The organism is Streptomyces roseochromogenus subsp. oscitans DS 12.976, from assembly GCF_000497445.1.
In the GTDB taxonomy this organism is placed as follows: Bacteria; Actinomycetota; Actinomycetes; order Streptomycetales; family Streptomycetaceae; genus Streptomyces; species Streptomyces oscitans.
Map to the genome: position 1 here is coordinate 2388842 of NZ_CM002285.1, position 25562 is coordinate 2414403.

Annotated in this window: 29 protein-coding genes; 17 read left to right on the forward strand and 12 right to left on the reverse strand. The window is 69.2% G+C overall.

Features of this window, described 5'->3' with window-relative positions; genetic code table 11:
- The gene (locus M878_RS60245; RefSeq protein WP_023546180.1) at window positions 1-324 is read left to right on the forward strand and encodes a hypothetical protein; all 324 of its coding nucleotides are present in this window, start codon (window positions 1-3) and stop codon (window positions 322-324) included.
- A gap of 74 nt (window positions 325-398) precedes the next feature.
- Here the strand turns inward: M878_RS60245 and M878_RS60250 are convergent, their stop codons facing one another.
- The 6 genes from M878_RS60250 to M878_RS60275 all read right to left on the reverse strand — a co-directional run bounded on the left by M878_RS60250 (window position 399) and on the right by M878_RS60275 (window position 6036).
- Window positions 399-632: a helix-turn-helix domain-containing protein gene (locus M878_RS60250; RefSeq protein WP_023546181.1), complete on the reverse strand. Its 234-nt coding sequence runs from the start codon at window positions 630-632 to the stop codon at window positions 399-401.
- On the reverse strand, window positions 632-1216 hold the full coding sequence (locus M878_RS60255) for a DUF2975 domain-containing protein (RefSeq protein ID WP_031224659.1): 585 nt from the start codon (window positions 1214-1216) through the stop codon (window positions 632-634). The genes M878_RS60250 and M878_RS60255 overlap by 1 nt, the downstream gene beginning before the upstream one ends.
- 935 nt (window positions 1217-2151) lie before the next feature.
- The gene (locus M878_RS60260) at window positions 2152-3315 is read right to left on the reverse strand and encodes an aminotransferase class I/II-fold pyridoxal phosphate-dependent enzyme (RefSeq protein ID WP_023546183.1); all 1164 of its coding nucleotides are present in this window, start codon (window positions 3313-3315) and stop codon (window positions 2152-2154) included.
- A gap of 535 nt (window positions 3316-3850) precedes the next feature.
- Entirely contained in the window at window positions 3851-4216 is a 366-nt protein-coding gene (locus M878_RS60265; protein WP_023546184.1) for a hypothetical protein, read from the reverse strand.
- A gap of 234 nt (window positions 4217-4450) precedes the next feature.
- Complete coding sequence (locus M878_RS60270) at window positions 4451-5110, reverse strand: hypothetical protein (RefSeq protein ID WP_023546185.1); 660 nt, start codon at window positions 5108-5110, stop codon at window positions 4451-4453.
- Complete coding sequence (locus tag M878_RS60275) at window positions 5107-6036, reverse strand: ATP-binding cassette domain-containing protein (protein WP_051430076.1); 930 nt, start codon at window positions 6034-6036, stop codon at window positions 5107-5109. Before M878_RS60275 ends, M878_RS60270 begins: the two co-directional genes overlap by 4 nt.
- Window positions 6037-6241: 205 nt before the next feature.
- Here M878_RS60275 and M878_RS60280 point away from each other — a divergent pair, with 205 nt between their 5' ends.
- Complete coding sequence (locus tag M878_RS60280; protein WP_023546187.1) at window positions 6242-6667, forward strand: SRPBCC family protein; 426 nt, start codon at window positions 6242-6244, stop codon at window positions 6665-6667.
- A 65-nt stretch (window positions 6668-6732) separates the two neighbouring features.
- On the opposite strand, the gene M878_RS60285 is transcribed toward M878_RS60280, so the two are convergent.
- Window positions 6733-7011, reverse strand: a complete 279-nt coding sequence (locus M878_RS60285; protein ID WP_023546188.1) for a hypothetical protein — start codon at window positions 7009-7011, stop codon at window positions 6733-6735.
- A gap of 41 nt (window positions 7012-7052) precedes the next feature.
- On the opposite strand from M878_RS60285, the gene M878_RS60290 reads away from it, so the two are divergent.
- The gene (locus tag M878_RS60290; protein ID WP_023546189.1) at window positions 7053-7769 is read left to right on the forward strand and encodes a protein-L-isoaspartate O-methyltransferase family protein; all 717 of its coding nucleotides are present in this window, start codon (window positions 7053-7055) and stop codon (window positions 7767-7769) included.
- 62 nt (window positions 7770-7831) lie between these two features.
- On the opposite strand, the gene M878_RS60295 is transcribed toward M878_RS60290, so the two are convergent.
- Window positions 7832-8581 carry a PP2C family protein-serine/threonine phosphatase gene (locus tag M878_RS60295; protein WP_023546190.1) on the reverse strand — a complete coding sequence of 250 codons (750 nt, stop codon included), beginning with the start codon at window positions 8579-8581 and terminating at the stop codon, window positions 7832-7834.
- Between the two features lie 162 nt (window positions 8582-8743).
- On the opposite strand from M878_RS60295, the gene M878_RS60300 reads away from it, so the two are divergent.
- The 4 genes from M878_RS60300 (at window position 8744) to M878_RS60310 (ending at window position 11376) form a co-directional block, all read left to right on the forward strand.
- Window positions 8744-9103, forward strand: coding sequence for a DUF6204 family protein (locus tag M878_RS60300; protein WP_023546191.1), 360 nt, complete (start codon window positions 8744-8746; stop codon window positions 9101-9103).
- 95 nt (window positions 9104-9198) lie between these two features.
- Window positions 9199-9642, forward strand: coding sequence for a MarR family winged helix-turn-helix transcriptional regulator (locus M878_RS60305; RefSeq protein ID WP_023546192.1), 444 nt, complete (start codon window positions 9199-9201; stop codon window positions 9640-9642).
- Between the two features lie 286 nt (window positions 9643-9928).
- A complete protein-coding gene (locus M878_RS99755; protein WP_023546193.1) occupies window positions 9929-10339 on the forward strand; it encodes a hypothetical protein in 411 nt (136 codons plus the stop codon).
- Window positions 10336-11376: a hypothetical protein gene (locus tag M878_RS60310; protein WP_023546194.1), complete on the forward strand. Its 1041-nt coding sequence runs from the start codon at window positions 10336-10338 to the stop codon at window positions 11374-11376. The genes M878_RS99755 and M878_RS60310 overlap by 4 nt, the downstream gene beginning before the upstream one ends.
- A gap of 135 nt (window positions 11377-11511) precedes the next feature.
- On the opposite strand, the gene M878_RS60315 is transcribed toward M878_RS60310, so the two are convergent.
- The gene (locus M878_RS60315) at window positions 11512-11940 is read right to left on the reverse strand and encodes a pyrophosphohydrolase domain-containing protein (RefSeq protein WP_023546195.1); all 429 of its coding nucleotides are present in this window, start codon (window positions 11938-11940) and stop codon (window positions 11512-11514) included.
- A 106-nt stretch (window positions 11941-12046) separates the two neighbouring features.
- Here M878_RS60315 and M878_RS60320 point away from each other — a divergent pair, with 106 nt between their 5' ends.
- Entirely contained in the window at window positions 12047-13045 is a 999-nt protein-coding gene (locus M878_RS60320; RefSeq protein ID WP_023546196.1) for a TAXI family TRAP transporter solute-binding subunit, read from the forward strand.
- A 109-nt stretch (window positions 13046-13154) separates the two neighbouring features.
- Here M878_RS60320 and M878_RS60325 read toward each other — a convergent pair whose 3' ends face one another.
- A complete protein-coding gene (locus tag M878_RS60325; protein WP_023546197.1) occupies window positions 13155-14558 on the reverse strand; it encodes a sensor histidine kinase in 1404 nt (467 codons plus the stop codon).
- 9 nt (window positions 14559-14567) lie between these two features.
- A complete protein-coding gene (locus tag M878_RS60330; RefSeq protein WP_023546198.1) occupies window positions 14568-15254 on the reverse strand; it encodes a response regulator transcription factor in 687 nt (228 codons plus the stop codon).
- Window positions 15255-15541: 287 nt separating this feature from the next.
- Here M878_RS60330 and M878_RS60335 point away from each other — a divergent pair, with 287 nt between their 5' ends.
- The 9 genes from M878_RS60335 (at window position 15542) to M878_RS47525 (ending at window position 24338) form a co-directional block, all read left to right on the forward strand.
- Window positions 15542-16318, forward strand: a complete 777-nt coding sequence (locus M878_RS60335; protein WP_023546199.1) for an amino acid ABC transporter ATP-binding protein — start codon at window positions 15542-15544, stop codon at window positions 16316-16318.
- A gap of 77 nt (window positions 16319-16395) precedes the next feature.
- Window positions 16396-17232 (forward strand): glutamate ABC transporter substrate-binding protein, encoded by an 837-nt coding sequence (locus M878_RS60340; RefSeq protein WP_023546200.1) that lies wholly within the window; start codon window positions 16396-16398, stop codon window positions 17230-17232.
- Window positions 17233-17353: 121 nt separating this feature from the next.
- Window positions 17354-18019: an amino acid ABC transporter permease gene (locus tag M878_RS60345; protein WP_031224663.1), complete on the forward strand. Its 666-nt coding sequence runs from the start codon at window positions 17354-17356 to the stop codon at window positions 18017-18019.
- Window positions 18016-18900: an amino acid ABC transporter permease gene (locus M878_RS60350; RefSeq protein WP_023546202.1), complete on the forward strand. Its 885-nt coding sequence runs from the start codon at window positions 18016-18018 to the stop codon at window positions 18898-18900. Before M878_RS60345 ends, M878_RS60350 begins: the two co-directional genes overlap by 4 nt.
- Window positions 18901-20520: 1620 nt before the next feature.
- Complete coding sequence (locus M878_RS94040; protein ID WP_158692678.1) at window positions 20521-21129, forward strand: response regulator transcription factor; 609 nt, start codon at window positions 20521-20523, stop codon at window positions 21127-21129.
- Window positions 21130-21409: 280 nt separating this feature from the next.
- The gene (locus tag M878_RS60355) at window positions 21410-23011 is read left to right on the forward strand and encodes an FAD-dependent monooxygenase (protein WP_023546203.1); all 1602 of its coding nucleotides are present in this window, start codon (window positions 21410-21412) and stop codon (window positions 23009-23011) included.
- 77 nt (window positions 23012-23088) lie between these two features.
- Window positions 23089-23175, forward strand: a complete 87-nt coding sequence (locus tag M878_RS000000101395) for a putative leader peptide (protein ID WP_342452749.1) — start codon at window positions 23089-23091, stop codon at window positions 23173-23175.
- A gap of 69 nt (window positions 23176-23244) precedes the next feature.
- Window positions 23245-23778: a cupin domain-containing protein gene (locus tag M878_RS60360; RefSeq protein ID WP_031224664.1), complete on the forward strand. Its 534-nt coding sequence runs from the start codon at window positions 23245-23247 to the stop codon at window positions 23776-23778.
- 95 nt (window positions 23779-23873) lie between these two features.
- Entirely contained in the window at window positions 23874-24338 is a 465-nt protein-coding gene (locus tag M878_RS47525) for a rhodanese-like domain-containing protein (RefSeq protein WP_078630601.1), read from the forward strand.
- A gap of 293 nt (window positions 24339-24631) precedes the next feature.
- On the opposite strand, the gene recX is transcribed toward M878_RS47525, so the two are convergent.
- Window positions 24632-25561, reverse strand: a complete 930-nt coding sequence (gene recX, locus M878_RS94045) for a recombination regulator RecX (protein ID WP_078630248.1) — start codon at window positions 25559-25561, stop codon at window positions 24632-24634.
- Window position 25562: the final 1 nt, after the last annotated feature.

Consider the following 25562-nt stretch of genomic DNA (forward strand, 5'->3'; position numbering starts at 1 on the left):
ATGCCCACGGCCCCGCCCACACGTCGGAATCCCGGCAGCTCCGGCAACCGCACCGACATCGCCGGCCTCGGCATCGCCATACTGACGGCCCTCTGCTGCGCCGGCCCAGCGCTCATCGCCTCCGGCGCCCTCACCGGTCTCGGCGCCTGGCTGTCCAGCCCGTGGTGGACCACAGCTGCCGCCGCACTGGCCTCCGCCACCGTTGCCGGCGCGGTCCACCGCCGCCGCAAAAGCCACCATGCCTGCCGCGGGCCCGCCGAACACTCTTCCGCCGAGGGCTCCGGCACCACCCCGCCGAAGCGGAAGCCCCGCACCTACCACTGACGAGCCTTACCGCGCTGCCGAGCAGGAGCGTCTCGCGCGGGCCAGGACGCCACGACCCCGCTGAGGATGACTGGCTAGGCCGGCTCGGCGGGGTCGTGGGTGATCAGGTCTCCCGGCTGACACCGGAGGACATCGCAGATCCTCGACAAGGTTGAGAAGCGGATCGCCTTGGCCCGCCCGTTCTTGAGTACGGAGAGGTTGACGACGGTGATGCCCACTTGTGCGGACAGCTCGGTGAGCGTCATGCCACGCTCGGCAAGGAGCCGGTCGAGGTGGATCTGGATCGCGTGGAGTTCCTCTTCGGGCATCAGATGGTCCCTTCGAGGTCCTCTCGCATGCGCACGCCCTCGCGCATGATCTTCCCCATGATCACTGCGGCGAGGCCGGCGAGGACGAGCACCAGCGGACCGGAGACCGTCGGCCCGGAACCCACGACCGGCGCCATGCTCCCGACGAGCCAGGACCGCGACCAGCCGACGACGAGGCCGGCCAACGGCGTGCCCACGGCAACGAACCAGCCGAGTACGGAGAGCCGTCGCGACACCGCGTCGGTGAACGGCCCCTGCGACAGGACGGCCTTGAGCAGCTGGGAGAAGAGCAGCAGCGCGAGGGAACCGAACAGCAGCCAGGGCAGTTCGCCCCCGAGGTCTGCGGCGCGCTGCCCCACGGAGGGGTTGTCCTGGCAGAGGCGCGTGGCACTGCTGGACCCCTTTACGCCCTTGCCGACCGGCAAGTTGTCCGCCAGCGAGGCATTGTGCCAGAAGTCCGTCTGCACGCAGACCGCTCCGTCGTCGAGCATATGCGTGACCGCCGTACCGATGAAGGCGAGACCGCAGAGAACCGCCAGCGCAAAGGTCACCGAGGCCAGGGTTCTTGTGAGTCGTGTGTTCATCGCACCCCTTCCTATCGATTTTCGATATGCCCAAGGCTAGAGGAGCATATCGATATTCGACAAGTTCACGGCCGCCGACGAGGCCCCCAGGCAGAGCCGGGGGCCGACGTCCACCCGGAATCGGCCGATATGAGCGTTCCGGCCTCTCTGCGATCAGCCGGGTCCTGACCCTCGGTTGGATGATCTCGCTGGCGAGTCTCAGCTGACCCATCGGACACGCCTTGGAGACGGCCTGCAACGGCTCCCGAGGAACGCTGTACGGGCGGCGCGACGCCTGCCGTCTCGCCGGCGATGAGGAAGATTGCCGCGGGTGGGCACCCCCGTCGGCCGCGATCACGATGCCCACGAGGACGACGAAGGGGCCGGTCACCATCGCTGACGCGGCAGACCGGGCACCTGCCGGCTGAAGCCGTGCCTCCGGTTTCAGGCGGCCTGTGGGGGGTCGTGCTGGTGGATCACCATGTCTTCGCGGCGGCCAGGAGGTACTCCCGGACGAGCGTCACGTGAGGGTTGGTGGAGCTGCCCGGGCGTCGGACCTGCGCCGCACGCGAGGACGGCCCCGGCCGTCCGCTCGACCACGGCGTCATCACACCGCGCCTCGACCTGCTGTACCACTGGTCGGCCAGGACGCTCGCCGAGCCGCGACCGGCGGCACTGCCGGACGCCGGGATCCTGGCGTATCAACTGGCCCGCGCAAGCCGCGCAGCCCTGTCGGCCGAAGCCGTCGGTGCTGGTCCGCGCCCTGCGCAGGGGCCTGCACGCGCCGCGTCGAGGTCCTGTGACAGATCTCAGGCGTTGAGCCTCATGCCACTGCGAGTGAGCGTCTCGATCCGACTCCAGCTCCGGTCGTGAGTCAGGGCATGTCGGCGGGTCCTACCGCTGCAAGTGCGCGCCGGTAAGTCCATCCTGCCGCGGTGTCCCTTGAAGCATCGTCGTCAGCGCCAGCGGACGGCTTGGATCCGGCGGACGGCCTCGACGATTTGTGAGGAGTCGGCGCAGACGGTCAACCGCAGGTAACCCTCGCCGCCGGGGCCGAACCCGGTAGCGGGAATGCCCAGCACTCGGGCGTCCTCGAGCAGTTTCTTGGCGAACCCCTCGCTGGTCAGGCCGTAGGGCGTGCGCACCAGGCAGTAGAAGGTGGCTTTCGGGCGGAGCACGTCGAGGCCGGCGGCCTCCAGACCGTCGCACAGCAGCCGCATCCGGTCACGGTAGGTGGCGCGCAGGCGGTCCGGATAGCCGGTGTGATCGGTCAGGGCGCGGGCAGCGGCATGCTGGATCGCGCCGAAGGTACCTGAGTCAGTCTGCGTCTTGATGGCGCGCAGGGCAGTGATGGCGGTGGAATCACCTGCGGCGAATCCGACGCGCCAGCCGGGCATGTTGTACGTCTTGGACAGGGAATGGAACTCGATGCCGCAGTCCATCGCCCCGGGAGAAGCCAGGAAGGAGGGTGGTGGCGCGCAGTCGTAGTAGATCTCGCTGTAGGCGAGGTCCGAGGCGACGAGGATGTCATGCTCCAAGGCGAACTGGGCCAGCCGGTCGAAGAATTCGGTGGTCGCGAGGGCGGCGGTCGGGTTGTTCGGGTAGCAGACCCAGAACAGCTTCGCCCGCCGGGCCACCTCGTGCCCGATGGCGTCCAGGTCCGGCAGGAAGCCGTTGCTCTCGCACAGCGGGACACGTACGACGTCGGCGCCGCACCAGCGCGCCCAGGTCGCGTACACCGGGTATGCCGGATCGGGCACCAGCACCACGTCGCCCGGGTCGACGAGTCCCAGCGCCAGATGCGCCATCGCCTCCTTGCTGCCCAGCGTCGCCACCACCTGTGTCTCGGCATCTGCCCGGACCCCGAAGCGGCGTGCCAGGAACGCGGCGGCAGCCTCCCGCAGCTCCTGTGTGCCGTCGTACGGCGGATACCGGTGGTACAGCGGGTCCCCAACCGCCTCACGCACCGCTGCGACGATGTGCTCCGGTGTCGGCAGATCGCAGTCGCCCACGCCCAGCACGATCGGCGCCAGCCCGTCCTGTTCCGCCAGCGCCCGCGTCCTGTCAATGAACGAGAACAGGTAGTCCTCCGTGCTGAGCAGACGCCTCGACTGACGCACCCTCATACCTCCATGCCGGCAACCGCCGACGCTGATCGTCCACCCGTAAACGGGCCAGCGGTACTCCCTGTTGGTCTCGGACAGCCGACGTCTCGATAGTGATGGTCGGGTGCAGGTCCTGCCCACAGCGGTGCGTCGCTTTGGGTGAGAGCCTGGAGCTTGCCGTCACGGATGGGAGACCGGGCGTACCGCAGACCTCGTATGCATGCGCCGCAGCGCTTTCGAGAACTCCACTGGCTCGCAACGAACGCCGCCTTGGTGCTGAGCAGACTGAGCCATGAGGCCCAGGACACTGGTTCGGGCTTGACGGGGTGGTAGAGCGTGTTGGGCCTTTTCGGCCAGAGAGTGTGGCGGAGACGCCACCGCATCGTGCCAAGGTGCTCCAGCTTTCCGTCCGGCCGGGAAAGGCTCGAATAGAACCGGTTGGTCATCCCCGGCGGTACGAACCGCCCGATACCGCCGATGTCGGCGACCTCCATTCCAACGTGGTGTCTGACCGTCGGGATCACGCACTCGCAGTGCCCGGACCAGCCTCTCAGGAGATGCTCTTCCACGGCTTGCCCGCGGTGGCGGAGAAGAAGACGGCCCAGTCACCCGTGAAGCGAACGTCATATTCGATGAGCCAGTAATCGTCGTACGGGTGGTTTCGCGCGAAGTCGAGGACTGGCAGGTGGCAGCTGCCGGGGACGATGTCCCGCGCGAGCGTTCTCGGGTACCCCGCTTTGAGGTCTTCGAAGTCGAAGGACTGGGAGCAGTGCACGAGCCTGTCCGGTGGTGCGGTCGGGGAATCGGCCAGAATCCTCACATCACCGAATACCCCGGCTTCCCTTGCCAACTTGTCGAATGCGTGGACAGTTTCGCCGTCGAAGGTGTGCGTGAGAAAGAGGATTGCCGTTCTCATCTATCACTCGTGATTCGATCGCGGACACGAGAAGGCGCGCTATGGCGTGCCGCCAGCGACCAGATGGTGCCAGCAGAAGCGTTTCGCCACAATGGGGAGGTATCCGGTTTTGGCCATGACGCACCGAGAGCGCTTCCGCGCGGATGCGGCATGCCAGGCGGGGGACGTCGTCCATGAGGCGCCGCGCCCCGTCTGCCCATGCCCCGGCTGCTGTCGGGAGAGCCCTGTCCCGGGTCACTCTCGCCGCACGGCGACGAACTGGGTGACCGCCGTGAACGCGACCAGGATCGCGGCCGCGATCGCCAGCATGCCCCCCGTGGGAGCCAGCAGCTTCGTCGCGTGGGGCGTCGTCGACATCAGGGTGAGCAGCCGATTGACCGGGGGCATGCCCTTGGCGAAGAGGGCTGCCATCACCAGCGCGACGGCGGACACCACCGCGTATCCCTGCCGTCTGAAGACCAGCCGCGAGCACAGCACGCCGATGGCGATACCCACGAACGCGCAGGTGAGCTGGGCCTCGATGCCCAGCAGAAGATCGTCCATGGTGACGGTGTAGCGGCCCATCCACAGCGGGAAGAGCAAGCCGAAGACCATCAGCGCCAGACAGCTCAGCACAGCCGTGCCGATCGCCGCGAGCAGAACCTTCAGCGACCGGCCGCCGGACGCGACGACGACGATGGCCCGCTGTGTCGGTTCGTCCAGGCTCATCAGCGCGACGGTCAGCCATGTCGAGCAGACGAACAGCGCACCGCCGGAGGAGGCGTAGGCAGGAGGCAGGGGGCCGCTGCCGTTCACGGTCAGCACGCCCAGCAGGCCCATGAACAGGAGCAATGGGGCGACGTAACGCTGGGTGTGCAGCACGGTGGCGAACGTGTAGCGGATGAGGGCGATCACTGCATGCCTCCGTTCGTGCACCGCATGCCTTCGTTCGTGCACCGCATGCCTCCGTTCGCGGCGGCGTCCCGCGCAAGGAGGTCCGCGGCCGGCCCTTCCACCCGTTCCACGGACCAGCCGTGCTGAAGCGCGGTGAACAGCAGGGCGTCGGTGGTCTCGCGGGTCACTCTCACCCGGACCCCCGAGGCCGTGCGGCTCACCGCCAGCACGCCGTCCAGCTCCTCCCAGACGAGGTCCTGAGGCACGCGGCCGCCCAGGTACCCGGTCAGGACGACGTCGGAGGAGGGCCGGTGCCCGTCCGGCCGGGACTCCGGTGCGCGGAGCGAGACCCGGCCCTCGCTGACGCTGTAGGTGCGGGTGGCGCGGGCCCGCGTCACCGACTCGCGGTGGTCTGTGAAGATCACCGTTCCTCCGGCGCCGGCGACCTCGGTGATGATCTCGGCCAGGACGCCGTGGGCGTCGGCGTCCAGCCCCGACCACGGCTCGTCGAGGACGAGCAGCCCGGGCTCCACCAACAGGGCCTGGGCCACCGCGACCTTCTGGGCGTTGCCCTTGGACAGGCTCCGCAGCGGGGCCTGCTTGCCGCCCACCAGCGCCAGCCTGTCCAGCAGCTTGTCCGCCCGCGACGAGGCAACCGAGGTGGTCAGCCCGCGCACGCGTCCCACATGGGTCAGGTAGGCCACCGCCGACATGCGTTCGTTGGGGGCGAATCGGTCGGGCACGTAGCCCACGACCGGTGGCCGCGCGCTCACCCGGCCGCGGGTCGGCCGGGACAGGCCCACCGCGATCCGCAACAGCGTCGACTTTCCGGAACCGTTCCCGCCTGTGAATGCCACGACCTCTCCCGCCGGGACCTCCACGTCGACGTCACTCAGGATCCAATCGCCACGGCCATAGCGCTTACTCACTGCTTGAAGTCGTAACAAGTGAGCTCCTCCGTCCGTACGCCGACCTCAGCTGCATGAAGATTGCAGGTTACGGTGCCTGAACTCGGCGAGAAACGCGGCTGATTGGCTCCGCCCGTGCCACCGTAGAAGCCGTAGAAGTGGCCGCTCGGCTCGTCTCCCCTCCCGTCGGGCGCACACTGGAAGTGGAAGGGCATGCACCATGAGCCGCACCTGGAGGTGAGCCATGAGCACCCTCGAGCTACACGTCGACGTCGGGGTTCCGGTCGACAAGGCCTGGGAGACGCTGCACCGAGTGGAGAACTATCCGCGCTTCGTGGAGGGAGTGCGGGGCGCGCGTACGGAGGCGGGGGGCCGAGCGCATCTGGACGTCGAGGCGGGGGGCCGGGCCCGCGAGGTCGAGGCCGAGGTCAGCGACCGCGGCGAGCGCGTGATGGAGTGGCTCACCACGAGCGCTCCCGAGCTGACGGGTTCCTTCTCGGTCCAGCCGATCGACCAGAACCACACCCGGATCCAGGCACGGCTGGAGTACGACCCGAGCACGGTCCGGGACGCCTTCGGCGGGCCGAAGGGCTTCGCCCAGACGAACGCGATCCAACGGCTCGTACGCAGCGATCTGGAGCACTTCAAGGAGTACGTGGAACGGGGCTGAGCGGCATAAACGCGGCAGGCTCAGCACACGGCGGGATCAACGCTGCCGAGCAGTCGGTACACCGCTCAGATCTCCAGCACTGCGTCGCAATCCGGGCAGACCACGGAGGCGTACTCGGCGGGGTACCAGGGCGCTCCGGGGTCCTCGGAGGGCTTCCAGCGGGCCGTCTGCATGGCGAAGGTGTCCTTGCCGCAGAGGGTCCGCGGTCCCGCGGTGGTGCGCGACCCCGGCGCTGCGGGGGCCGCGTGCACCTTGCGGACGCGCTGTTCCGCCCCACCCGGCGGTCCCGGGGAGGAACGCGCCGCCACGGGCTTGTCGACTTCGTAGACGACGATCTCGGGCATGTCTCCACGGTAGGCGGTCACGAGACCGAACGGCGCGTGCCGTGAACGTCGTACCCGGTGAACCGGATGATCTCGTGCGGGCGCTCATAGCCGCCGGGGTCCGGGACGAACGGCTGCTCGCGGCCGTGCGGACGACGCCCAGGGCGGGGTTCGTCCCGGCAGGTCAGGCGGCTGCCGCCTACCGGGACGTACCCGTCGCGATCGGGCAGGGGCAGGTCACCACGCAGCCTTCGCTGTCCGCCATGATGATCGAGGGCCTGGGTCTGGGCGGATCCGAGCACGTGCTGGAGGTCGGTACGGGTCTCGGCTTCCAGACCGCGCTGCTCGCCGGGCTGGCCGCGGACGTGGTCAGCATCGAGATACGGCCGGACATAGCCCGCCAGGCACGGGTGAACCTCGCACGTCAGGGCGTGCGGAACGTGGAGCTGCGGGTCGGCGACGGCAGCGGCGGGGTGCCGGACCGTGCTCCGTACGACGCCGTTCTCGTGTCGGCCGCGTTCCCGGAGGTGCCCTCGCCGCTGGTCGCCCAGGTGAGGCCGGGCGGCCGCCTGGTGCAGCCGATCGGGCCGGGCGGGCACGAGCAGGTGGTGTGCTTCGAGCGCACCGCGTCGGGGCTGGCATGGCTGCGGGTGCTGACCCCGGCCTGCTTCGTCCGGCTGCAGGGGCGATACGGCTTTCCGTCAGACGACTTCCCGCCGGACGAAATCCCGCCAGACGATTTCCCGCCGGCCGATTTCCCGCCGGACGAGGCGGAGTGAGGCGGAGTTGGGGGCGGCACGGAGTTCCGCCTCCTCCCGTCGGCCCGTCGGCCCGTCGCCCCCTATGCGTCCGCGACGCGTACGACCGCCAGCGTGATGTTGTCGGGGCCGCCCGCCGCGATCGCGGCCTTCCACAGCTCGAAAGCCGCCCGGCCGTCGTCGTGCTCCCGCATCAGCTCGTCGAGTTCATCCTGCGGCACGGGGTCGGTCAGACCGTCGGTGCAGATGAGATAGCGGTCGCCGGGAGACAGGGACTCCGCTCTCACATGGGGGCGGACGGCGCGGTACGAGCGGCTGCCGCCCAGGCACTGGGTGACGATCGACGTGGTGCGCCGCCCGGGTTCGAGCGGAGGACTGTCGTCGACGCTCACCTGGCGCAGCCCGTCGGTGGAGGCTGCGAAGACCCGGCTGTCGCCCACGTTGAACACCAGCAGGGAGCCGGCTTGTACGACGATGCCGGCGATCGTCGTCCCCATGGCCGCCAGCTCGCCTCCCGCGTCGCCGCCGGCGGCCTCGTACACGGCGCGGTTGCAGGCGCTCAAGGCGTCGAGGACGGCATCCTCGCTGCTCAGGGCCGGTCCGAGGGACGCGATCCGGCGAGCCACCAGGGCGCTGGCCACCTCGCCGCCGGGATGCCCGCCGAGCCCGTCGGCGACGGCGACGACCAGGGGCGTGCCGATCGGGAAGACCAGGGTCTGCGGACTCTCCGTCACCGTGGCGCACAGCGTCCACGGCCCGACGACGAGGCTGTCCTCGTTCCGCTCGCGGAGCAGCCCGGGATGGCTCAGCGCGCTCACCGTCACGTACCGCATGGAACGCCACCGCCTTCCCGTACGGGCCCGAGCAGTCGGTCGGCTAGCTGCGCAGGTCCACGGTGGGGCACCGTTCGCTGCCGTTGGTCATGGTTCAAGCGTAGGCGCCCGTCGGGAGAAACCCGCTGGAGACGCCGGCTCCGCTGCGCCTATGGTCGGGCAATGAGTACTCGCACTTTCCGGATCACCGTCCGCGGCACCTTCGACAACCTCACCGACGCTCAACGGGCCGCGCTGCTGGCCGAGGCCGCCGAACACGACGTGCTGCGCTCCGCGTTCACGCCCGAGGGCACCCTCACCTACGACATCGCCGCCCGGCCGGCCTTCGTCTTCCGTTTCTCCGACACCGGTGCGGAAGAGGAGGACATCCTGGAGGCGACCGAGCGGGCCGAGGCGGCGGCGCAGGCCTGGCTCACCGAGCGCGGCTACGGCTTCAAGAACCTCCGCTCCACCGCCGAGGACCTCTCCCAGGCGCCGATGGGCAAGCGGCAGCGACGCGCGGCACGCTCCATCGGCTCATGAAGCGAGGCGTTCCGACAGCGGATAAACTTGCGCACTCAAGGAGAGAGCAATGAGTGACCGAGTGGCACGCCCGGGGCGGGAGGTGAGCGGCGGCGATGAGTGACACCCTGGACGCGGCACTGCGGCTGGTGCGTGCCCAGGCCGCGCTCGTACGACGCTTCGACTCCCGGCTGAGCGGCCTGCACGGCGTCAGTCTCGCCGACTTCACCCTGCTGCTCAGGCTGAGCGAGGCGCCCGGCGGCCGGATGCGCCGGGTGGACCTCGCCGAGGCACTGGGCCTGACGGCGTCCGGGGTCACCCGCGGGCTGGCTCCGCTGGAGCGGATCGGGCTGGTGACCCGCGAAGCGGATGCCCGGGACGCGCGCGTGGCGTACGCGTCCCTGACCGCGACGGGCAGACAGCGGCTCAAGGAGATGCGCGCCACGGCCGAGGAGACCGCCGCAGAGGTCTTCGCCGCACCGGCGTGGAAGGCCGAGGACACCGGGCTGCTGTCGACTCTGCTGACCCGCCTCGGCGGCACCGGCCTGGCCGGTCACTGAGCCTGCCGCGGTGCATCGGCTCCCCTTCTCCCATTCCCTCCCTGCTCCTGTGCGCCGGCCCTCAACACCCGTCCCGCACAGGCGGTTTCAGCCTTCCGCCGACCTGAACTCGCCGTGGCACAGCTCACGTTGAGATGTGGCCGGATTGTGAGGGAACCATGCACAGGGGCGTGGCATGCTCATGGATCACATCGAGTTACCAGCCGGTACTACCTCTGAGTAGCCCGTACGCCCGGTACCTCTCTGCCACCCCCCACCTCACACGGGACCGATCATGCACAGACGCATGCGGCACAGACGTGCCCTGCTGCCCGCCTTCGCCGTTGCCACCGTCTTCCTCGCCGCGGCCTGTTCCTCGTCCGCACCGCACGCCGAACCGTCGGCGACCGCCGGGCACGGCCGGCACGTCGAGGTCGCCGACCGGCCCGCCGACGGCACGGACCACTCGCTCGCCGTCGCCGCCGCTCCCGCCACCACCGCGACCGCCACGGCGGGACCGGCCGGTTCCGGACAGCGGGCGCGCCGAACGGCGCTCGCCGTCAGCGCATACGACAGCCACACCCGGCGGGCCGTCCTCTCCGACAAGCCCGCCCGCCAAGGGAGTTCATCCGCCTCCCCGACGACCTCCCCTCCCCCGCCCCCTCCCCCTCACCCGCCCCCACCGGCACCCCGCATCGCGCCGCCGTCGGCGATGTGATCGCCAGTGCGCCCGCGCCCGGGGCTCCGCATGGGCTGCTCGCCAAGGTCACCAAGGTGATCGGCGAGACGGACAGCGGCACCGCGGTGCAGACGGAACCGGCCACACTCAACGCGCTGCTCGGCGACGACACAGCGAAGGGCGCCGTACCGGTCGACCCGTCGTCCTTCGCCGTCGACAAGCTGCTGCCCGATGTGAAGGTGTCCTGGTCGAAGGCGGGTGACGTGCACGCGGGCCCGAAGGGCGCGACGCTGCCGCTCGGCAGCCTGCGGCTCGATGTGAGCGCCGGTATCCCGACGGCCCAGGGCGCCCCTGCCTCGGCCTCCGCCTCGGTGCACGGCTTCGTCCAGGTCGCCCCGCAGGTCGACTTCGCCTACGGCGGCACCGGTACCGACGCGCCGCCCGGCTCCGCCTACCTCGGCGTGTCCGGCGACTGGACCTCCGGCTGGGCGGTCGAGGGCCGGGCCGCCGCGGCCACCGGCACGCCGCTGCGGATCCCGTTCGCCAAGCTGCACGCCGACCCCGTCCTGCAGGTCGGCCCCGTCCCCGTCGTCGTCAACCTCGACCTGACCGCCTATGTGCAGATCAGCGGCGACGGGCGGGTCACCGTCGATGTCGAGCAGCACCTCAAGGGCGGCTTCAAGGCGGGCGGCGCCTTCGGCCCGGCGAAGGGCTGGACGCCGGTCAGCTCCGCGGACATGACGAGCACACCCGTGCACACCTCCGTCACCGCCGCCGGCAACCTCAAGACGGCGCTCGGCGCCGAGGCCTCGGTCGGCCTCTACGGCACCGTGGGCGTCAGCGCCGACCTGGCTCCCTATCTGCGCGGCGAGGCCTCCGGCACGGTCAACGCCTCCTCCGACGGCGCCGGGGCGAAGACCAGGGGCGCCTGGGGCGTGTACGGCGGGGTCGATCTGTCCGGGACCCTGCGGCTCCAGCTGTCCGTCTTCGGCACACCGATCGTCCAGCGGAGCATCCCGCTCGGCACCCTGAACCGCGAGTGGAAACTGGCGGGCGGCACCCTCCGGGCAGGCTAGGGACCGTCCGGCGGATCAGGTCGAAGGAAAACGACGGCTCCTCACCAACGTCCTGGGACAACTCACCTGGGCACGCCGGCCGGGCACCCGGCTCCGGCGCAGCGCGCCTCGGCGCCCGGCTCCAGCTCGGCGCGCCTAGGCGCTCGGCTCCGAAGCAGAGGGCTGCGCCGCCGGTATCCAGCCCTGGCCGCGCAGCACGGACGACACGTCCGGTGCTCGGTAGTGCTCCCCCTTCAGGACCTTGCCGTCGGCCCGGCGGGCGACCTGCCCGTCCGGGCCGGCCTTGCTCATGTTGGCCCGGTGGATCTCGGCGATCACCTGATCGAGGTCGATGCCGTGGACCAGCGCCGTGCCGTACGCCACGTAGACCACGTCCGCCAGTTCGTGCGCGAGCTTGTCCAGCGGGCCGTCGACCGCGACCTCGGCGACCTCCGCGGCCTCCTCGGCGAGCAGTTCGCCACGGTGCGCGGCCAGTTCGGGGTCCACCTCCGTCGGCGTACTGCGGGCGTCGAGACCGAAGGCGCGGTGGAACTCCCGGACGAGGTGGGCGGGTGAAGTGCTCATGCGTCGACTCTAACGGCGACCACTGACAGCGCCCGCGGTCCGCTTCCCCGTCCCGGAGTGACCCGGGCCCTGGCCAGCGCCGCGCCCGGCCTGGCAGGATCGCCGCATGTCCAAGGTGTTCCCCCGGATCAGCAGACGCCGGGCGCTGCCGGCCGCGGCCGCCGGTGCCGTGGTGCTCGGGCTGCTGCTGTGGTGGCTGCTGCCGCTGGGCGAGAAGCCGCCGAGCGGGACGATCGTGTTCAGCACGGGCACTCCCCGAGGGGTGTACCAGGAGTACGGCGAGCGGCTGCGCGCCGAGTTCGCCAAGGACATGCCCGACTTGACGGTGAAGCTCCTCAACAGTGCCGGTTCGCAGGAGAACGTGCAGCGGGTGGCGACCGGCAAGGCCGACTTCACCATCGCGGCGGCGGACGCGGTGGAGGCGTACGAACTGGCGCACGGCAGCGGCGCCGAGCGGCTGCGCGGGGTGGCCCGGCTCTACGACGACTATGTGCATCTCGTCGTGCGCAGCGACTCGGACATCCGGAGCATCGCGGACCTGCGGCACAAGCGGGTGGCGACCGGGCTGCCCGACTCCGGGGTGCGGCTGATCGCCGACCGGGTGCTCAAGGCCGCCGGCATCGACCCGCGCAAGGACATCACGGCGGTCGCGGACGGCATCGACACCGGGCCCGACCGGCTGGCGCAGCACAAGATCGACGCCTTCTTCTGGTCGGGCGGCCTGCCCACCAGGGGACTGCTCACACTGGCGAACAAGTCCGCCTTCAAGTTCGTGCCGATCGAGGGCGACCTCGTCACCAAGCTGCACAACGAGGGCCAGGAGGCGCGCTACTACCGGGCCACCAACATCCCCGAGTCGGCCTACCCGGCCGTACAGCAGGGCAGCGTGGTCCCGACCATCGCCGTGTCCAACCTCCTGATGACGCGTACGGACGTGGACCCCCGGCTGACCGAATGGGTGACCCGCACGGTCATCAAGAGCCGCGACGGCATCGGCGCCCACGTCCACTCCGCCCAACTGGTCGACCTGCGCACCGCCATCTACACCGACCCCCTCCCCCTCCAGGAGGGCGCCCGCCGCTACTACCGCTCGATGAAGCCCTAGCGGGGGCGGACGAAAGCCCATCGAGCCGGGCCGCAGCCTCCCGGCCCCGCCCAGGCGCCGCCCAACCGAGCGGTTACCTGTTACCGGTGGACCCCGCTCCCCTCCCCGGTCAGCGCTCCCCCTGCCGGGGCACCGCCACCGTCACCCGCAAGCCGCGCGGCGTATGGTGGGCGTAGGCGATCGAGCCGCCGCCCGCCGTGAGCAGCGCACGGACGATGGAGAGGCCGAGGCCGGAGCCCTTGATGTTCTGGTGGCGGCCGCTGCGCCAGAAGCGGTCGCCCACGCGCGCGAGTTCCTCGTCGGTGAGGCCGGGTCCGGTGTCGGTGACGACGACCGTGGAGGTGTCGCCGTCGACGGCCACGGTGACCGCCACCGTGCCGCCCTCGGGGCTGAACTTCACGGCGTTGTCGATCACCGCGTCCAGGGCGCTGGACAGGGTGATCGGGTCCGCCCAGGCGGTCGTGGGCGGACAGTCCCCGGTCAGCCGGACACCCTTGGCCTCGGCGGCCGGAGACCAGGCGGCGACCCGCTCCCCGGCGAGCGCGCCGATGTCGGTCAGGCTCAGGTCCGCCTCGGCGTGCTCGGCCAGCGCCAGGTCGAGCAGGTCGTCCAGAACCTGCGCGAGGCGCTTGCCCTCGGTGCGGACCGAGGCGATCTCCTCATTGCCCTCCGGGAGTTCGAGTGCGAGCAGTTCGATGCGCAGCAGCAGCGCCGAGAGCGGGTTGCGCAGCTGGTGCGAGGCGTCCGCGACGAAGGCCCGCTGCTGCTCCAGCACGTCCTCGACGTTGTCCGCCATCTCGTTGAACGACCGGGCCAGCCGTCTGAGTTCCGGCGGCCCGCCGGCGGCCGCGACCCGGGACTTCAGGCGTCCGGTGGCGATGTCGTGCGTGGTGGCGTCCAGGACCCGTACCGGCCTGAGCACCCAGCCGGTCAGCCGCAGCGCCGCGCCGACGGCCAGCAGCATCGCCGCGATCTCCCCGGCCCCGATGAGCAGCCAGCCGCGCAGGGTCCGTGAACGCATCTGCCCGGTGGGTGAGTCGGTGACCACGACCGCCACGACGTCCCCGTCCCGGATCACCGGTGAGGCGACGATCAGCCGGCTGCGCTGCCAGGGCCACACCTGTTTCGGGTCGTGGCTGCGCCGGCTCAGCAGCGCCTCCTCGAAGGCGTCCCGCACCTCCCCCGTCCGCGGTACGAACCAGTCGCCGGGCGCATTGGCCATCGCGGAGTCGTTACGGTAGAAGACGCCCGCGCGGATGCCGTAGACGCCGTAGTAGCTGTCCAGTTCGCTGCGCAGGGCCTCCAGGCGCTCGTCGGTGCTGGTGCGGCGGGACCCACTGGGCCCGTCGGTGACGAACTGGGCGAGCGCCGCGAAGCGGGCCGTGTCGTCGATGCGGTCGACGACGACCCTCTGCTGCTGGGCGGCGGCCAGGCTGACGGCGAGCGGGATCCCGAGGGCGAGGAGGACGGCCGCTATCAGGACGATGAGCAGCGGCAGCAGACGTGCGCGCACCCGTCCCCGCTAGACGGCCGGGGCGACGAGCCGGTAGCCGACGCCGCGTACGGTCTCGATCAGCGCGGGCATGCGCAGTTTGGCGCGCAGGGAGGCGACATGCACCTCCAGGGTGCGGCCGGTCCCCTCCCAACTGGTGCGCCAGACCTCGCTGATGATCTGTTCCCGCCGGAAGACCACACCGGGGCGCTGCGCGAGCAGGGCGAGCAGATCGAACTCCTTGCGGGTCAGTTGGATTATCGAACCATCCACGGTGACCTGCCGGGTGGGCAGTTCGATGCGCACGGGGCCGAGCAGCAGGGAGCTGTCACCACCGGACCCCGCGTCCTCGTGGACGGTGCGCCGGCTGACGGCGTGTATACGGGCGAGCAGTTCCCCGGTGTCGTACGGCTTCACCACATAGTCGTCGGCGCCGAGGTTGAGCCCGTGGATGCGGGAGCGGACGTCGGAGCGGGCGGTGACCATGATGACCGGGGTGCTGGTGCGTTTGCGGATCTTGCCGCAGACCTCGTATCCGTCCTGGTCGGGCAGGCCGAGGTCAAGGAGGACCACGCCGAATCCGGCGCCCTCGGGGACGAGGGCCTGGAGGGCCTCCTCGCCGCTGCGCGCGTGTGTGACCTCGAATCCGTGCCGGGCGAGTACGGCGGACAGGGCCGCGGCGACGTGGTTGTCGTCCTCGACGAGCAGCAGTCTCATCCCGGCCCCCTCCGGTTCAGCGGTCGTACGGTCTTGGTTCTCGTGCATCGTGTAGCTCGCGCGCGTGCACCATGGCAGTCACGCCGATGGACAAGGACGACGTCAAGAGGGTTCCGGTTGCCGGCCGCTTCCGTTATCCGGCCGATACGCACACGCGCGGCAAGTGCTACGACACGTGTCCGATTGCTATCGGATCGTGATGCTCAGATCTCCCTCAGATGTGATGACGCAGGTCACAGCCGCTCACTACTGTCCTCCGAAACCGAGGAGGACGGAGCCTGAGAGCGATGACCAATGTATCGGCGGCCGAGGAAGACGGGGCCGTGTCCGACGAACTGGTCGTCCTGAAGAGCGTCAACAAGCACTTCGGCGCGTTGCACGTTCTCCAGGACATCGACCTGACGATCGCCCGCGGCGAGGTCGTCGTGGTCATCGGGCCCTCCGGGTCCGGAAAGTCGACCCTGTGCCGCACCATCAACCGCCTGGAGACGATCGACTCGGGCACCATCACGATCGACGGAATGCCGCTGCCCCAGGAGGGCAAGGAGCTGGCCCGGCTGCGGGCGGACGTCGGGATGGTCTTCCAGTCCTTCAACCTGTTCGCGCACAAGACCGTGCTCGAGAACGTGATGCTGGGGCAGCTCAAGGTCCGGAAGGCGGAGAAGAAGCAGGCCGAGGAGAAGGCCCGGTCCCTGCTCGACCGGGTCGGCGTGGGCACCCAGGCCGACAAGTACCCCGCCCAGCTCTCCGGCGGCCAGCAGCAGCGCGTCGCCATCGCGCGGGCGCTGGCGATGGGCCCGAAGGTCATGCTCTTCGACGAGCCGACCTCCGCCCTCGACCCCGAGATGATCAATGAGGTCCTCGAGGTCATGCAGCAGCTCGCCCGCGAGGGCATGACGATGGTCGTCGTCACCCATGAGATGGGTTTCGCACGATCGGCCGCCAACCGGGTCGTCTTCATGGCCGACGGCCGGATCGTCGAACAGGCCGCGCCCGACCGGTTCTTCAGCAACCCGCGCAGCGACCGGGCCAAGGACTTCCTGTCCAAGATCCTGCACCACTGACGGTGCGGGACCGCCCCGCGCCCCTGGGTTGCCTTTTCCAACGGACCTCGTTCCGCACCACTCGAAGGATGTTCACCATGAAGCTCCGCAAGGTCACCGCCGCCTCGGCCGTCGTGGTCGCCCTCGCCGTAACCGCCACCGCGTGCGGCGGCAACAACTCGAACAGCGGCTCGGGCGGCGGTAGCGGCAAGATCAAGATCGGTATCAAGTTCGACCAGCCGGGCCTGGGCCTGAAGCAGCCCGACGGCAGCTACGCGGGCTTCGACGTGGACGTGGCCACGTACGTCGCCAAGCAGCTCGGCTACAAGCCGAGCGACATCCAGTGGGTGGAGACCAAGAGCGCCGACCGTGAGAACGCGCTGCAGCGCGGTGACGTGAAGTTCATCGCCGCCACCTACTCGATCACCGACAAGCGCAAGGCCAAGGTCGACTTCGCCGGTCCGTACCTGCTGGCCCACCAGGACCTGCTGCTCAAGAAGGACTCGAAGATCGCCAAGGGCACGGACCTCAACGGCAAGAACCTGTGCTCCGTGACCGGCTCCACGTCGGCACAGAACATCCACGACACGATCGCCCCGCACTCCAACCTGAAGGAGCTCAGCTCCTACTCGGAGTGCATCGCGAGCCTCCAGAGCGGCGCGGTGGACGCGGTGACCACCGACGACTCGATCCTCGCGGGCTACGCCGCGCAGGACAAGTACAAGGGCCAGTTCAAGCTCGCCGGTCTGAAGCTGAGCAACGAGAACTACGGCATCGGCGTCAAGAAGGGCGACTCCGCGACCCTCGACAAGATCAACAAGGCGCTGGAGAAGATGGTCAGCGACGGCTCCTGGAAAGCCGCCGTGGAGAAGAACTTCGGCCCGGCGAACTACAAGAACGAGCCCGCGCCGAAGATCGGCCAGATCGTCAAGTAACGCGGAACTCCGCCGGCGCTCACTCCGGCGGGTGACGCAGGGTTCTGAAGGCGCGCCGCCGCTTTCCCGGCGGCGCGCCCCGCCCTCCACGTACGCCACACACCCGGAAGCGCGGGAGATCGTGTTCGACTTTCTTTCTGGTTACGACGTCCTAGGGGCGTTCTGGATGACGGTGAAACTCACCGTCCTCTCCGCGGTCGGCTCCCTGGTCTGGGGCACCCTGCTGGCCGGGATGCGGGTCAGTCCGGTCCCGATGATGCGCGGGTTCGGCACCTTCTACGTGAACATCGTCCGCAACATCCCGCTGACGATCATCATCCTGTTCACCTCGCTCGGCCTCGCCGACATCTTCCGCGTGACGCTGGGCGCCTCCGACTTCAAGGTCCAGGGATTCCGCCTGGCCGTCCTCGGTCTCATCGCCTACACGGCCGCCTTCGTGTGCGAGGCGATCCGCTCCGGCATCAACACCGTGCCGGTCGGCCAGGCCGAAGCCGCCCGTGCGATCGGGCTCAACTTCGGCCAGACCCTGCGCCTGATCGTGCTGCCCCAGGCGTTCCGCGCGGTCATCGGCCCGCTGGCCAACGTCCTGATCGCTCTGACGAAGAACACCACTGTCGCGGCCGCCATCGGCGTCGCCGAGGCCGCGACCCTGATGAAGACCATGATCGAGAACGAGGCACAGACCCTGGCCATCGGCGCCGTCTTCGCCCTCGGGTTCGTGATCCTGACCCTGCCCGTCGGCCTGGTCCTGGGCTGGCTCGGCAAGCGACTGGCGGTGAAGCGATGAGCTCCGTCCTCTACGACACTCCCGGCCCCCGCGCCAAGCGGCGCAACGCCCTCCTGTCCGCCGTCTTCCTCGTCCTGCTCGGCGCGCTGGTGTGGTGGGTCTGGAAGACGATGGACGACAAGCAGCAGCTGAAGTGGGCGCTGTGGCAGCCGTTCACCACGTCCGAGGCATGGACGACGTACCTGCTGCCAGGACTCGTCAACACCCTCAAGGCGGCGGCGCTGTCCATGGTGATCGCCCTTCCGCTCGGCGCCGTCTTCGGTATCGCCCGGCTGTCGGACCACCGCTGGGTGCGCATCGTGGCGGGTGTGGTGGTCGAGTTCTTCCGGGCGATCCCGGTACTGCTGCTGATGCTGTTCGCCAACGAGCTCTACAACCGGTACACGCAGGTCAACAGCGACGACCGGCCCCTGTACGCGGTGGTCACCGGCCTGGTGCTCTACAACGCCTCGGTGCTCGCCGAAGTCGTACGGGCCGGCATCCTGGCCCTGCCCAAGGGCCAGACGGAAGCGGCGTACGCGATCGGCCTGCGCAAGGGCCAGACGATGACCGGCATCCTGCTCCCGCAGGCGGTCACCGCCATGCTGCCGGCCATCGTCAGCCAGCTCGTGGTCATCGTGAAGGACACGGCGCTGGGTGGTGTGATGCTCGGCTACGCCGAACTGCTGAGCGAGCGCGGCACGCTCGCGGCCAACTACGCCAACGTCATCGCCAGCTTCATCGTCGTGGCGGCCATCTACATCGTGCTCAACTTCGCCCTGACGTCCTTCGCAGGCTGGCTGGAGCACCGGCTGCGGCGCAGCAAGCGCAGCACGGGTGCGGCACTCGGAGCCGAGGAGGTTGACGAACTCAACGCGGCCAAGGTCGGGGGCACCTACTGAACCGGCTCCACGGCTTGATCCGAGGGTAGATTCTCAGCAGGGGTCGCGGCCGTCCGAGAGCATTCCGGTATCGATCCTCAGAAAATACCGGGCGCCCCTAGGACTGATTGCCAGTCAGGCAGAAGGAGTCTTTGAACAGCGGAACCCAGGAGGCCAGCATAGGCCAGGAAGTCGCCGCGGTGCGACCGTGAAAGGAAAAACTGATCAGCGGCTTCGATGGGGGAGCAGGGGAAGTCCCCGATGCGTACTTTTACGAGAAAATACCTCTGATGAGTGCGGTGACAAACACCTCAGCAGTCCTGCAAATTGACACCTTGCGCCCTGCGGGCACATGCAGGCACTCAAGCCACCATCAGCCGCCCGACAAGCCGAAACGGTCCGCCGGAAAAGTCCGGCGGACCGTCACCAGCTGTCGAGGCTATGAAGCCTTCGTCTCAATCCCTGGGGTTTCCGTGAATGTTTCCGGCGGGCACCAGACAATGGAGTCCTTGCCCCCGGACTGCCATACCCCGGCTTCACGGTCGACCTTTTCGCCGTTTAGATACCTAACGCACACCACGATCGCTTTGTAGTGCCCGCCATTACTCTTGTTACACCAGGCCCTGGCGCCCTCATTACCATCCGGAGTGTACTTCTCAAAATGGCAGTCGTCGGGCCACGACTTTATGGTGGAGGACTCATGGGGAGCGGCCGAGGCCGCACCTTGAAGCCCAAAGCTGGACACCGCCAGCACACCGCCAGCAAACAATACGGACCATCGCTTCTTCATTGGCTCGAACTCTCTCTCGGTCGATTCCGATTCGGATCAGGCGATGCGTAGCGCCTCGATACCTTGCACGGGCTCTCAGTTGTATTTTGTCTCGACACCCGGGACCGAAGGCTTACTGGCCCCATGACAGTACGCGAAGGACATCCCGCCTCCCTGCTGCCAATTGCCCTCAGCCGTCGTCACGTTCCCGGTCCCGGGATCCTTGCAGTTCGCAATGGCGCGGTAGTGGCCGCCATTGCTGTGCTCACACATGGCCCAGGTCCGCCATTCACCATCGCTTCCAAAATGGCAGTCGGACGGATGCGCCTTCGGCTCGACACTGCTGGCCGATGCGGCGGAAGGCGCCACAAGCATCACGCCGACCGCCGCAAGTCCCACCAGGAGAGCTCTGGGTGTTGTGCGCATGGGATTAAGCCTCCCCCTCTTGAAGTTTTCGCGGCTGGACCAGCCTCTCGAATGCGGAGCACTCAGCACACCCCCTGATCGACGGAAGTCTCACGCAACTCCTCCGAACCGGGGGTTGACATCGCCGCCGCAGACATCGGAAGCACCAGCAGCACGAAATTATCGAATTCCCCAGTATAACCACAAAGAGGACATAAAGAGCGATGACTGATAAGCGGAGAATGATTCGAGCCATTAACACCCGGAAACCTCAAGAAGGGCTCAGTTTTGAGATTGAACTCAACCATCGCCAGCGATATCGCGATAAGCTAACCCAGTCCCGCCCGCCGCACCGCCACTCCTGACCAGATTGGCCGCTGGCAGAATCTAATCCATCCGGGGGAACAATGACACGGGTAATAATTGTTGACGATCAGCAGTTCTTTCGAGCAGGCTTCCGTGCTCTCGTGGAATCTCAGCCCAAACTGAGCGTGGTCGCCGAAGGGCGGATACGCGAAACACTGTCAATGGTTGCAGTCACACGCCCCGATCTCATCCTGTTCCGCTTTTCTTCGTACGAAGAGTCGATTCAACCCCTCACTCAACTGAAAAGGCTCACACGTTCACCTGTCACCCTCCTCGTACTGGAACGCGTACCGGAAAGAGGAGCACGTCAACTGCTCACCCTTGGCGCCTCCGGAATCCTACTACAGGAAAGTGCATCACAGCATCTTCCGTGGGCGATCACCGCAGCATTAAAAGGCGGCTGTGCACTGTCTCCTGAAATCGCAAGGAGGGTCATTAACGAGTACACGGCACCCATTACCGAGTCAGCGCGGAAGAGAGCCGCACAGGCGAAGATCCACACCCTCACCACAAGGGAACGCGAGGTCTTGGAATTGCTGAGCGAAGGATTGTCGAATCAATCCATCGCGCATACGCTTACTATCAGCCCGGGAACAGTAAAGGATCACGTTCGTTCCATATGCGCGAAACTGAATGCCGAGGGCCGCATCCATGCCGCTCGAATCGCATGGCAGGCAAATGACCTACCCATCCGGACTCAACTCACGTAAATGGGTGAACCTCGTCATTTCACACAGAGGCTCGCACGTGCGTTTATAGTGAGTGCACGGCCACGTGATTCCACAAGTGGCCCGCGCCGCCGCCAGCCCCGTGCGAGGCTGGGCCTCGACTCAGCAAACCGCCTGACGATCATCGGAGGCACGCTGCCTCTGGTCACTTGACGCAAACTCTGCCAATGGGTTGCATACGTTCTGTGATCGTGCACCCGGCTTCACCTTCCTGTTCACTCACCGCCGTCGAGGCATCGCCGCGGACAGGGGGCGCCGCGCCGTGGACCCGGTGATCATCGTCGGAGCGGGGCCCGTCGGGCTCACGCTCGCCCTGGCACTGGCCCGCCAGGAGGTGCCGTGCGTCGTCCTGGACGAGGGCCCCGGCAAGGACGAACCCCGCCCCGCGCGTACCGTCGTGCTGCGCCAGGACACGGCCGCCCTGCTGGAGCGGCTGACCGGGACGGCGCTCGCCGAGCACGGAGTGCGCTGGGCCGGATGGCGTTCTCTGCGGCGCAAGCAGGTGTTGAGCGAGATCACCTTCGACGCGTCGGATGCCGCCCCCCTGCACATCGCCCAGCATGTCCTCACGGGCGCCCTGCGTGCGGCCCTCGCCGACGAACCTCTGGTGAAGACGGCCGTGGACAACCGCCTGGACGCGATCGAGCAGGAGCGTTCCGGCATCACCGCGCACACCCGAGGCGCGAACGGCACCTGGTGGCGTGGCAGTTACCTGGTCGGCTGCGACGGACCGCGCTCCACGGTGCGCAAACTCCAGGACATCCGCTTCCCGGGCCGTACGGCGGTGGAGCGGCACGCGGTCGCGGCGCTGCGCGCGGAACTTCCGTGGGAGGGCCGGACGTTGCTCCATCGGATGCCGCCGTGGCGGCAGTCCGGGCCCTCGGCCGGGGAGGTGACCGCCCGCCCCCTCCCGGACGGCGTGTGGCGCCTGGACTGGCTGCTGCCACCGGGCAAGGACCTGGTCACGCCCGAGACCCTGGTGGCCCGGATCCGCGAGACGCTCGCGGGCTGGACGGGCGGCGCCACACCGGCGTACGAGCTGCTCGACACCGGTGTCCACATGGTGCACCACCGCCTGGCCCGCCGGTGGCGCGCCGGCCGGGTCTTCCTCGCCGGGGACGCGGCCCATCTGCTCGGCGCGCTCGGCGCCCAGGGGCTGGACGAGGGCCTCAGGGACGTCGACAACCTCGCCTGGAAGCTGGCCGCGGCCTGGCACCACGGCCCGCACGAGGCCTTGCTGGACAGCTACCAGGCCGAGCGGCGCGCGGTGATCACCGCCCGGCTGTGCGCCGCCGACCAGGTGCTGCCGGCGCTGCGCGGTGCCGGCGGGCTGCGCCAGATCGTCCCGGGCGCGGCGCGGGGGCACGACGCGCTGCTCACGGACGGTCACTTGGGACGCGGGTCGCTGGGCGCGCCGCAGGTGTACGCCGACTCCCCGCTGACGCCCCGGCAGCTGGAGGGCGAGATCCCGGTCGACACCCCGCGCGGCGCGCTGGTCACCGATGTACGGGTCACCGCGGAGGATGGTTCCTTCGTCCAACTGCGCGACCGGTTCGGACGGGGTGCCCTGCTCGTCGTCCTGATCGCGCCGGGCACGGGCGTGTGGGACCGCAAACACTGGATGTCCGCCGGGATCATGCCCCGGCTCGCGGCGGCCGTGGCGGCACTGCCGCACCCCGCCGAACTGCTGGTCGCCGAGAGCTACCCGGGTGCGCCGGCGCACAGTGTGCTGCTCGTACGCCCCGACGGCCACCTGGTCACCGTGCTGAACGGGGTCCGTCCGGCCGAACTGTACGTGGCGGCGGAGGCCACGGTGGGCGGCGCGAGGAAGGAGGAGGCACAGGCTGTCTCCGGCGCACGCTGACCCGGAAGCCTGTCACCCTCTGTCCACATGGTGACAGTGAGTTGACCGCCGTGCACGCGCATGGTGTACTCCGGACCATGACCGACACCTTCGTGCGCCTGTGGCGGAGGGTCCACATGGACCTCGTCCGCTACGCGGGCTGCGTGTGTCGCCCGTCCTGCTGAATTCGCAGCTTTCTTCTTCCGGGCGCCGTCGTGCGCCCGTTCCGCGAACGCTCCCTCAGGACGGTGTACGTGTCTGTCTCCCCTGCCTCCGTGTCCCCTGCCGTCGGCTCGGCGCCCACCCAGGCGGACCTCCTCGATTTCGTACGGCGTACGGCCGCCGACGCCGAGCTGATCGCCTCCCTGCCGCTCGATCCGGAGGGCCGCACCTGGGTGCGGCTTGAGGGGCCGGGTGGGAGCGAGGCATGGCTGATCGGCTGGCCGCCCGGCACCGGCACCGGCTGGCACGACCACGCCGACTCGGTCGGCGCGTTCCTCACGGCCTCCGGCGCACTCAGGGAGCACTCGCTGGCCGCCCGGCTGCCGAGCGACGGCTGGAAGACCCTGGAACTCGCCGATGGCGTGGACCGCGAACGCCGGCTGCGCGCCGGCGAGGGCCGCGCCTTCGGCCGCCACCATGTCCACGAGGTCCTCAACGACTCCCGCGACGAGCACGCGATCTCCGTACACGCCTACTACCCGCCCCTGCCACGCATCCGCCGCTACAGCCGCACCGGCCACATCCTCCGCCTCGAGCAGGTCGAACGCCCGGAGGACTGGCAGTGAGCGGGGCGGAGGAGACACCCGTGGGTGGGGCTGTGGTGACGGCGAACGGCACGGAGAAGAGACGGCCGGGTAGCGCCGTGACCACGGCGAACGGCATGGAGAAGACACCGTCGGACGGCACCCCGGCGACGGCGAACGGCGCGGTAGAGGCAGCGGGCGGGAGTGAACGGCCCGTCGGCATAGACGAGTTGCTGGAGCGAGTGCGCGCGGGCTACCGGCGCGTCGAGGCACGGGAGGCGCACGAGGCGGTGCGGACCGGTGCGACGCTGCTGGTGGACATCCGCTACGCGGCCCTGCGCGAGCGGGACGGAGTGATCCCCGGCGCCCTCGTCATCGAGCGCAACGAACTGGAGTGGCGCCTCGACCCCCAGGGCAGCCACCGCGTCCCCGAGGCCACCGGCCACGACCTGCCGGTCGTGGTGTTCTGCAACGAGGGCTACGCCTCCAGCCTCGCCGTCACCTCCCTCCGCCAACTGGGCCTCCACCGGGCAACAGACCTGGTGGGCGGCTTCCAGGCGTGGCGGGCGGAGGGGCTGCCGGTGGAGCCGGTGCGGCCCTGAACGGTGCGGGAGGCCGCAGCGAGCCGGTGCAGGGCGAACTCCCGGGCAGGCTCCGTCCGATACGGCGTCAGCGTGGCGGAGTTCCAGGCCTGTCCATAGGCGCTACGACGGCCCGTGCCGGACGGACGGGACGGGGTCAACGCCTCGGCGAGGAAGGTGAGTTCAGACATGACCCGAGCTACACCGGGGACACGGCGAGTCGGGTGCGCGGCCTTCGGGCTGTTTGCAGGCCCGGCGCCCACGCCCCACCCGGCGAGCATCCCCGCCCCGAGAACTCGTAGGCCCCCTTCTCCTCAGAGGCTCCCTTCCCCGAGGAATTCCGTGTCCTCGCCCTCTTCCTCCAGGGCCTGGCGTACGACGCGCAGGGCCATGCCCTCGGGGTAGCCCTTGCGGGCGAGCATGCCGGCGAGGCGGCGGAGCCGCTTGTCGCGGTCGAGGCCACGGGTGGCGCGCAGTTTGCGGGCAACGAGTTCGCGGGCCGTCGCCTCTTCCTGCTCGGAGTCGAGCTGGGAGACAGCCTCGTCGATCAGCGACGAGTCGACGCCCTTCGTGCGCAGTTCCTGGGCGAGCGCCCGGCGCGCGAGTCCCCGGCCATGGTGCCGGGACTCCACCCAGGCCTCCGCGAACGCGCTGTCGTCGATCAGCCCGACCTCCTCGAACCGCGACAGCACCTCCTCGGCCACGTCCTCGGGGATCTCCCGTTTACGCAGGGCGTCCGCGAGTTGCTTGCGAGTGCGCGGGGTCCCGGTGAGCAGGCGCAGACAGATCGCCCGTGCCCGCTCAGCCGGGTCCCCTGAAGACTCCCCCCGCTCGGCCCTCGACGAGGAAGGGGTGCCTTCGTCCTCACCGGGCGCGTCCCCGAAACCGCGCCGCCGGCCACGCCCCCGGCCGCCCCGTGAGCCGACGCCACTGCCGGAACCATGACCTGAACCACCGCCTGAACGGCGGCCCGAGCCACGGCCGGGCGAGCCACCACCGTACGGCCCGTCGCCCGTGTCTCCTGGGGCGCCCGTGCCGACCCGGTGGGCTCCGTCGTCGTCCGCGTATCCCCCGGTTCCGCGGTAGTCGTCGTGCCCGCCGTAACCCTTGTGGCCGTCGTAGCCGTCGTCCCGGTTTCCGTCGTCACCGTCCGGGGCGGAGCCCGGGTAGCCCCCGGTGCCCCTCCCCCGTGGGGCAGCGGGGGTGGCGTACTCGTACTCGGCCCAGTCGGTTCGTCGTGTCACG

Bases quoted from the DNA above. Each gene is read 5' to 3' on its own strand.
- M878_RS60340 (WP_023546200.1), top strand. From the start codon at position 16,396: ATGAAGCTCCGCAAGGTCACCGCCGCCTCGGCCGTCGTGGTCGCCCTC.
- M878_RS60315 (WP_023546195.1), bottom strand. From the start codon at position 11,940: ATGAGCACTTCACCCGCCCACCTCGTCCGGGAGTTCCACCGCGCCTTC.
- M878_RS60250 (WP_023546181.1), bottom strand. From the start codon at position 632: ATGCCCGAAGAGGAACTCCACGCGATCCAGATCCACCTCGACCGGCTC.
- M878_RS60245 (WP_023546180.1), top strand. From the start codon at position 1: ATGCCCACGGCCCCGCCCACACGTCGGAATCCCGGCAGCTCCGGCAAC.
- M878_RS60320 (WP_023546196.1), top strand. From the start codon at position 12,047: ATGTCCAAGGTGTTCCCCCGGATCAGCAGACGCCGGGCGCTGCCGGCC.
- M878_RS47525 (WP_078630601.1), top strand. From the start codon at position 23,874: ATGGAGAAGACACCGTCGGACGGCACCCCGGCGACGGCGAACGGCGCG.
- M878_RS60300 (WP_023546191.1), top strand. From the start codon at position 8,744: ATGAGTACTCGCACTTTCCGGATCACCGTCCGCGGCACCTTCGACAAC.
- M878_RS60330 (WP_023546198.1), bottom strand. From the start codon at position 15,254: ATGAGACTGCTGCTCGTCGAGGACGACAACCACGTCGCCGCGGCCCTG.
- M878_RS60265 (WP_023546184.1), bottom strand. From the start codon at position 4,216: ATGAGAACGGCAATCCTCTTTCTCACGCACACCTTCGACGGCGAAACT.
- M878_RS60335 (WP_023546199.1), top strand. From the start codon at position 15,542: ATGACCAATGTATCGGCGGCCGAGGAAGACGGGGCCGTGTCCGACGAA.
- M878_RS000000101395 (WP_342452749.1), top strand. From the start codon at position 23,089: ATGACCGACACCTTCGTGCGCCTGTGGCGGAGGGTCCACATGGACCTC.
- M878_RS60280 (WP_023546187.1), top strand. From the start codon at position 6,242: ATGAGCACCCTCGAGCTACACGTCGACGTCGGGGTTCCGGTCGACAAG.
- M878_RS99755 (WP_023546193.1), top strand. From the start codon at position 9,929: ATGCGGCACAGACGTGCCCTGCTGCCCGCCTTCGCCGTTGCCACCGTC.
- M878_RS60295 (WP_023546190.1), bottom strand. From the start codon at position 8,581: ATGCGGTACGTGACGGTGAGCGCGCTGAGCCATCCCGGGCTGCTCCGC.
- M878_RS60305 (WP_023546192.1), top strand. From the start codon at position 9,199: ATGAGTGACACCCTGGACGCGGCACTGCGGCTGGTGCGTGCCCAGGCC.
- M878_RS60255 (WP_031224659.1), bottom strand. From the start codon at position 1,216: ATGAACACACGACTCACAAGAACCCTGGCCTCGGTGACCTTTGCGCTG.
- M878_RS60350 (WP_023546202.1), top strand. From the start codon at position 18,016: ATGAGCTCCGTCCTCTACGACACTCCCGGCCCCCGCGCCAAGCGGCGC.
- M878_RS60285 (WP_023546188.1), bottom strand. From the start codon at position 7,011: ATGCCCGAGATCGTCGTCTACGAAGTCGACAAGCCCGTGGCGGCGCGT.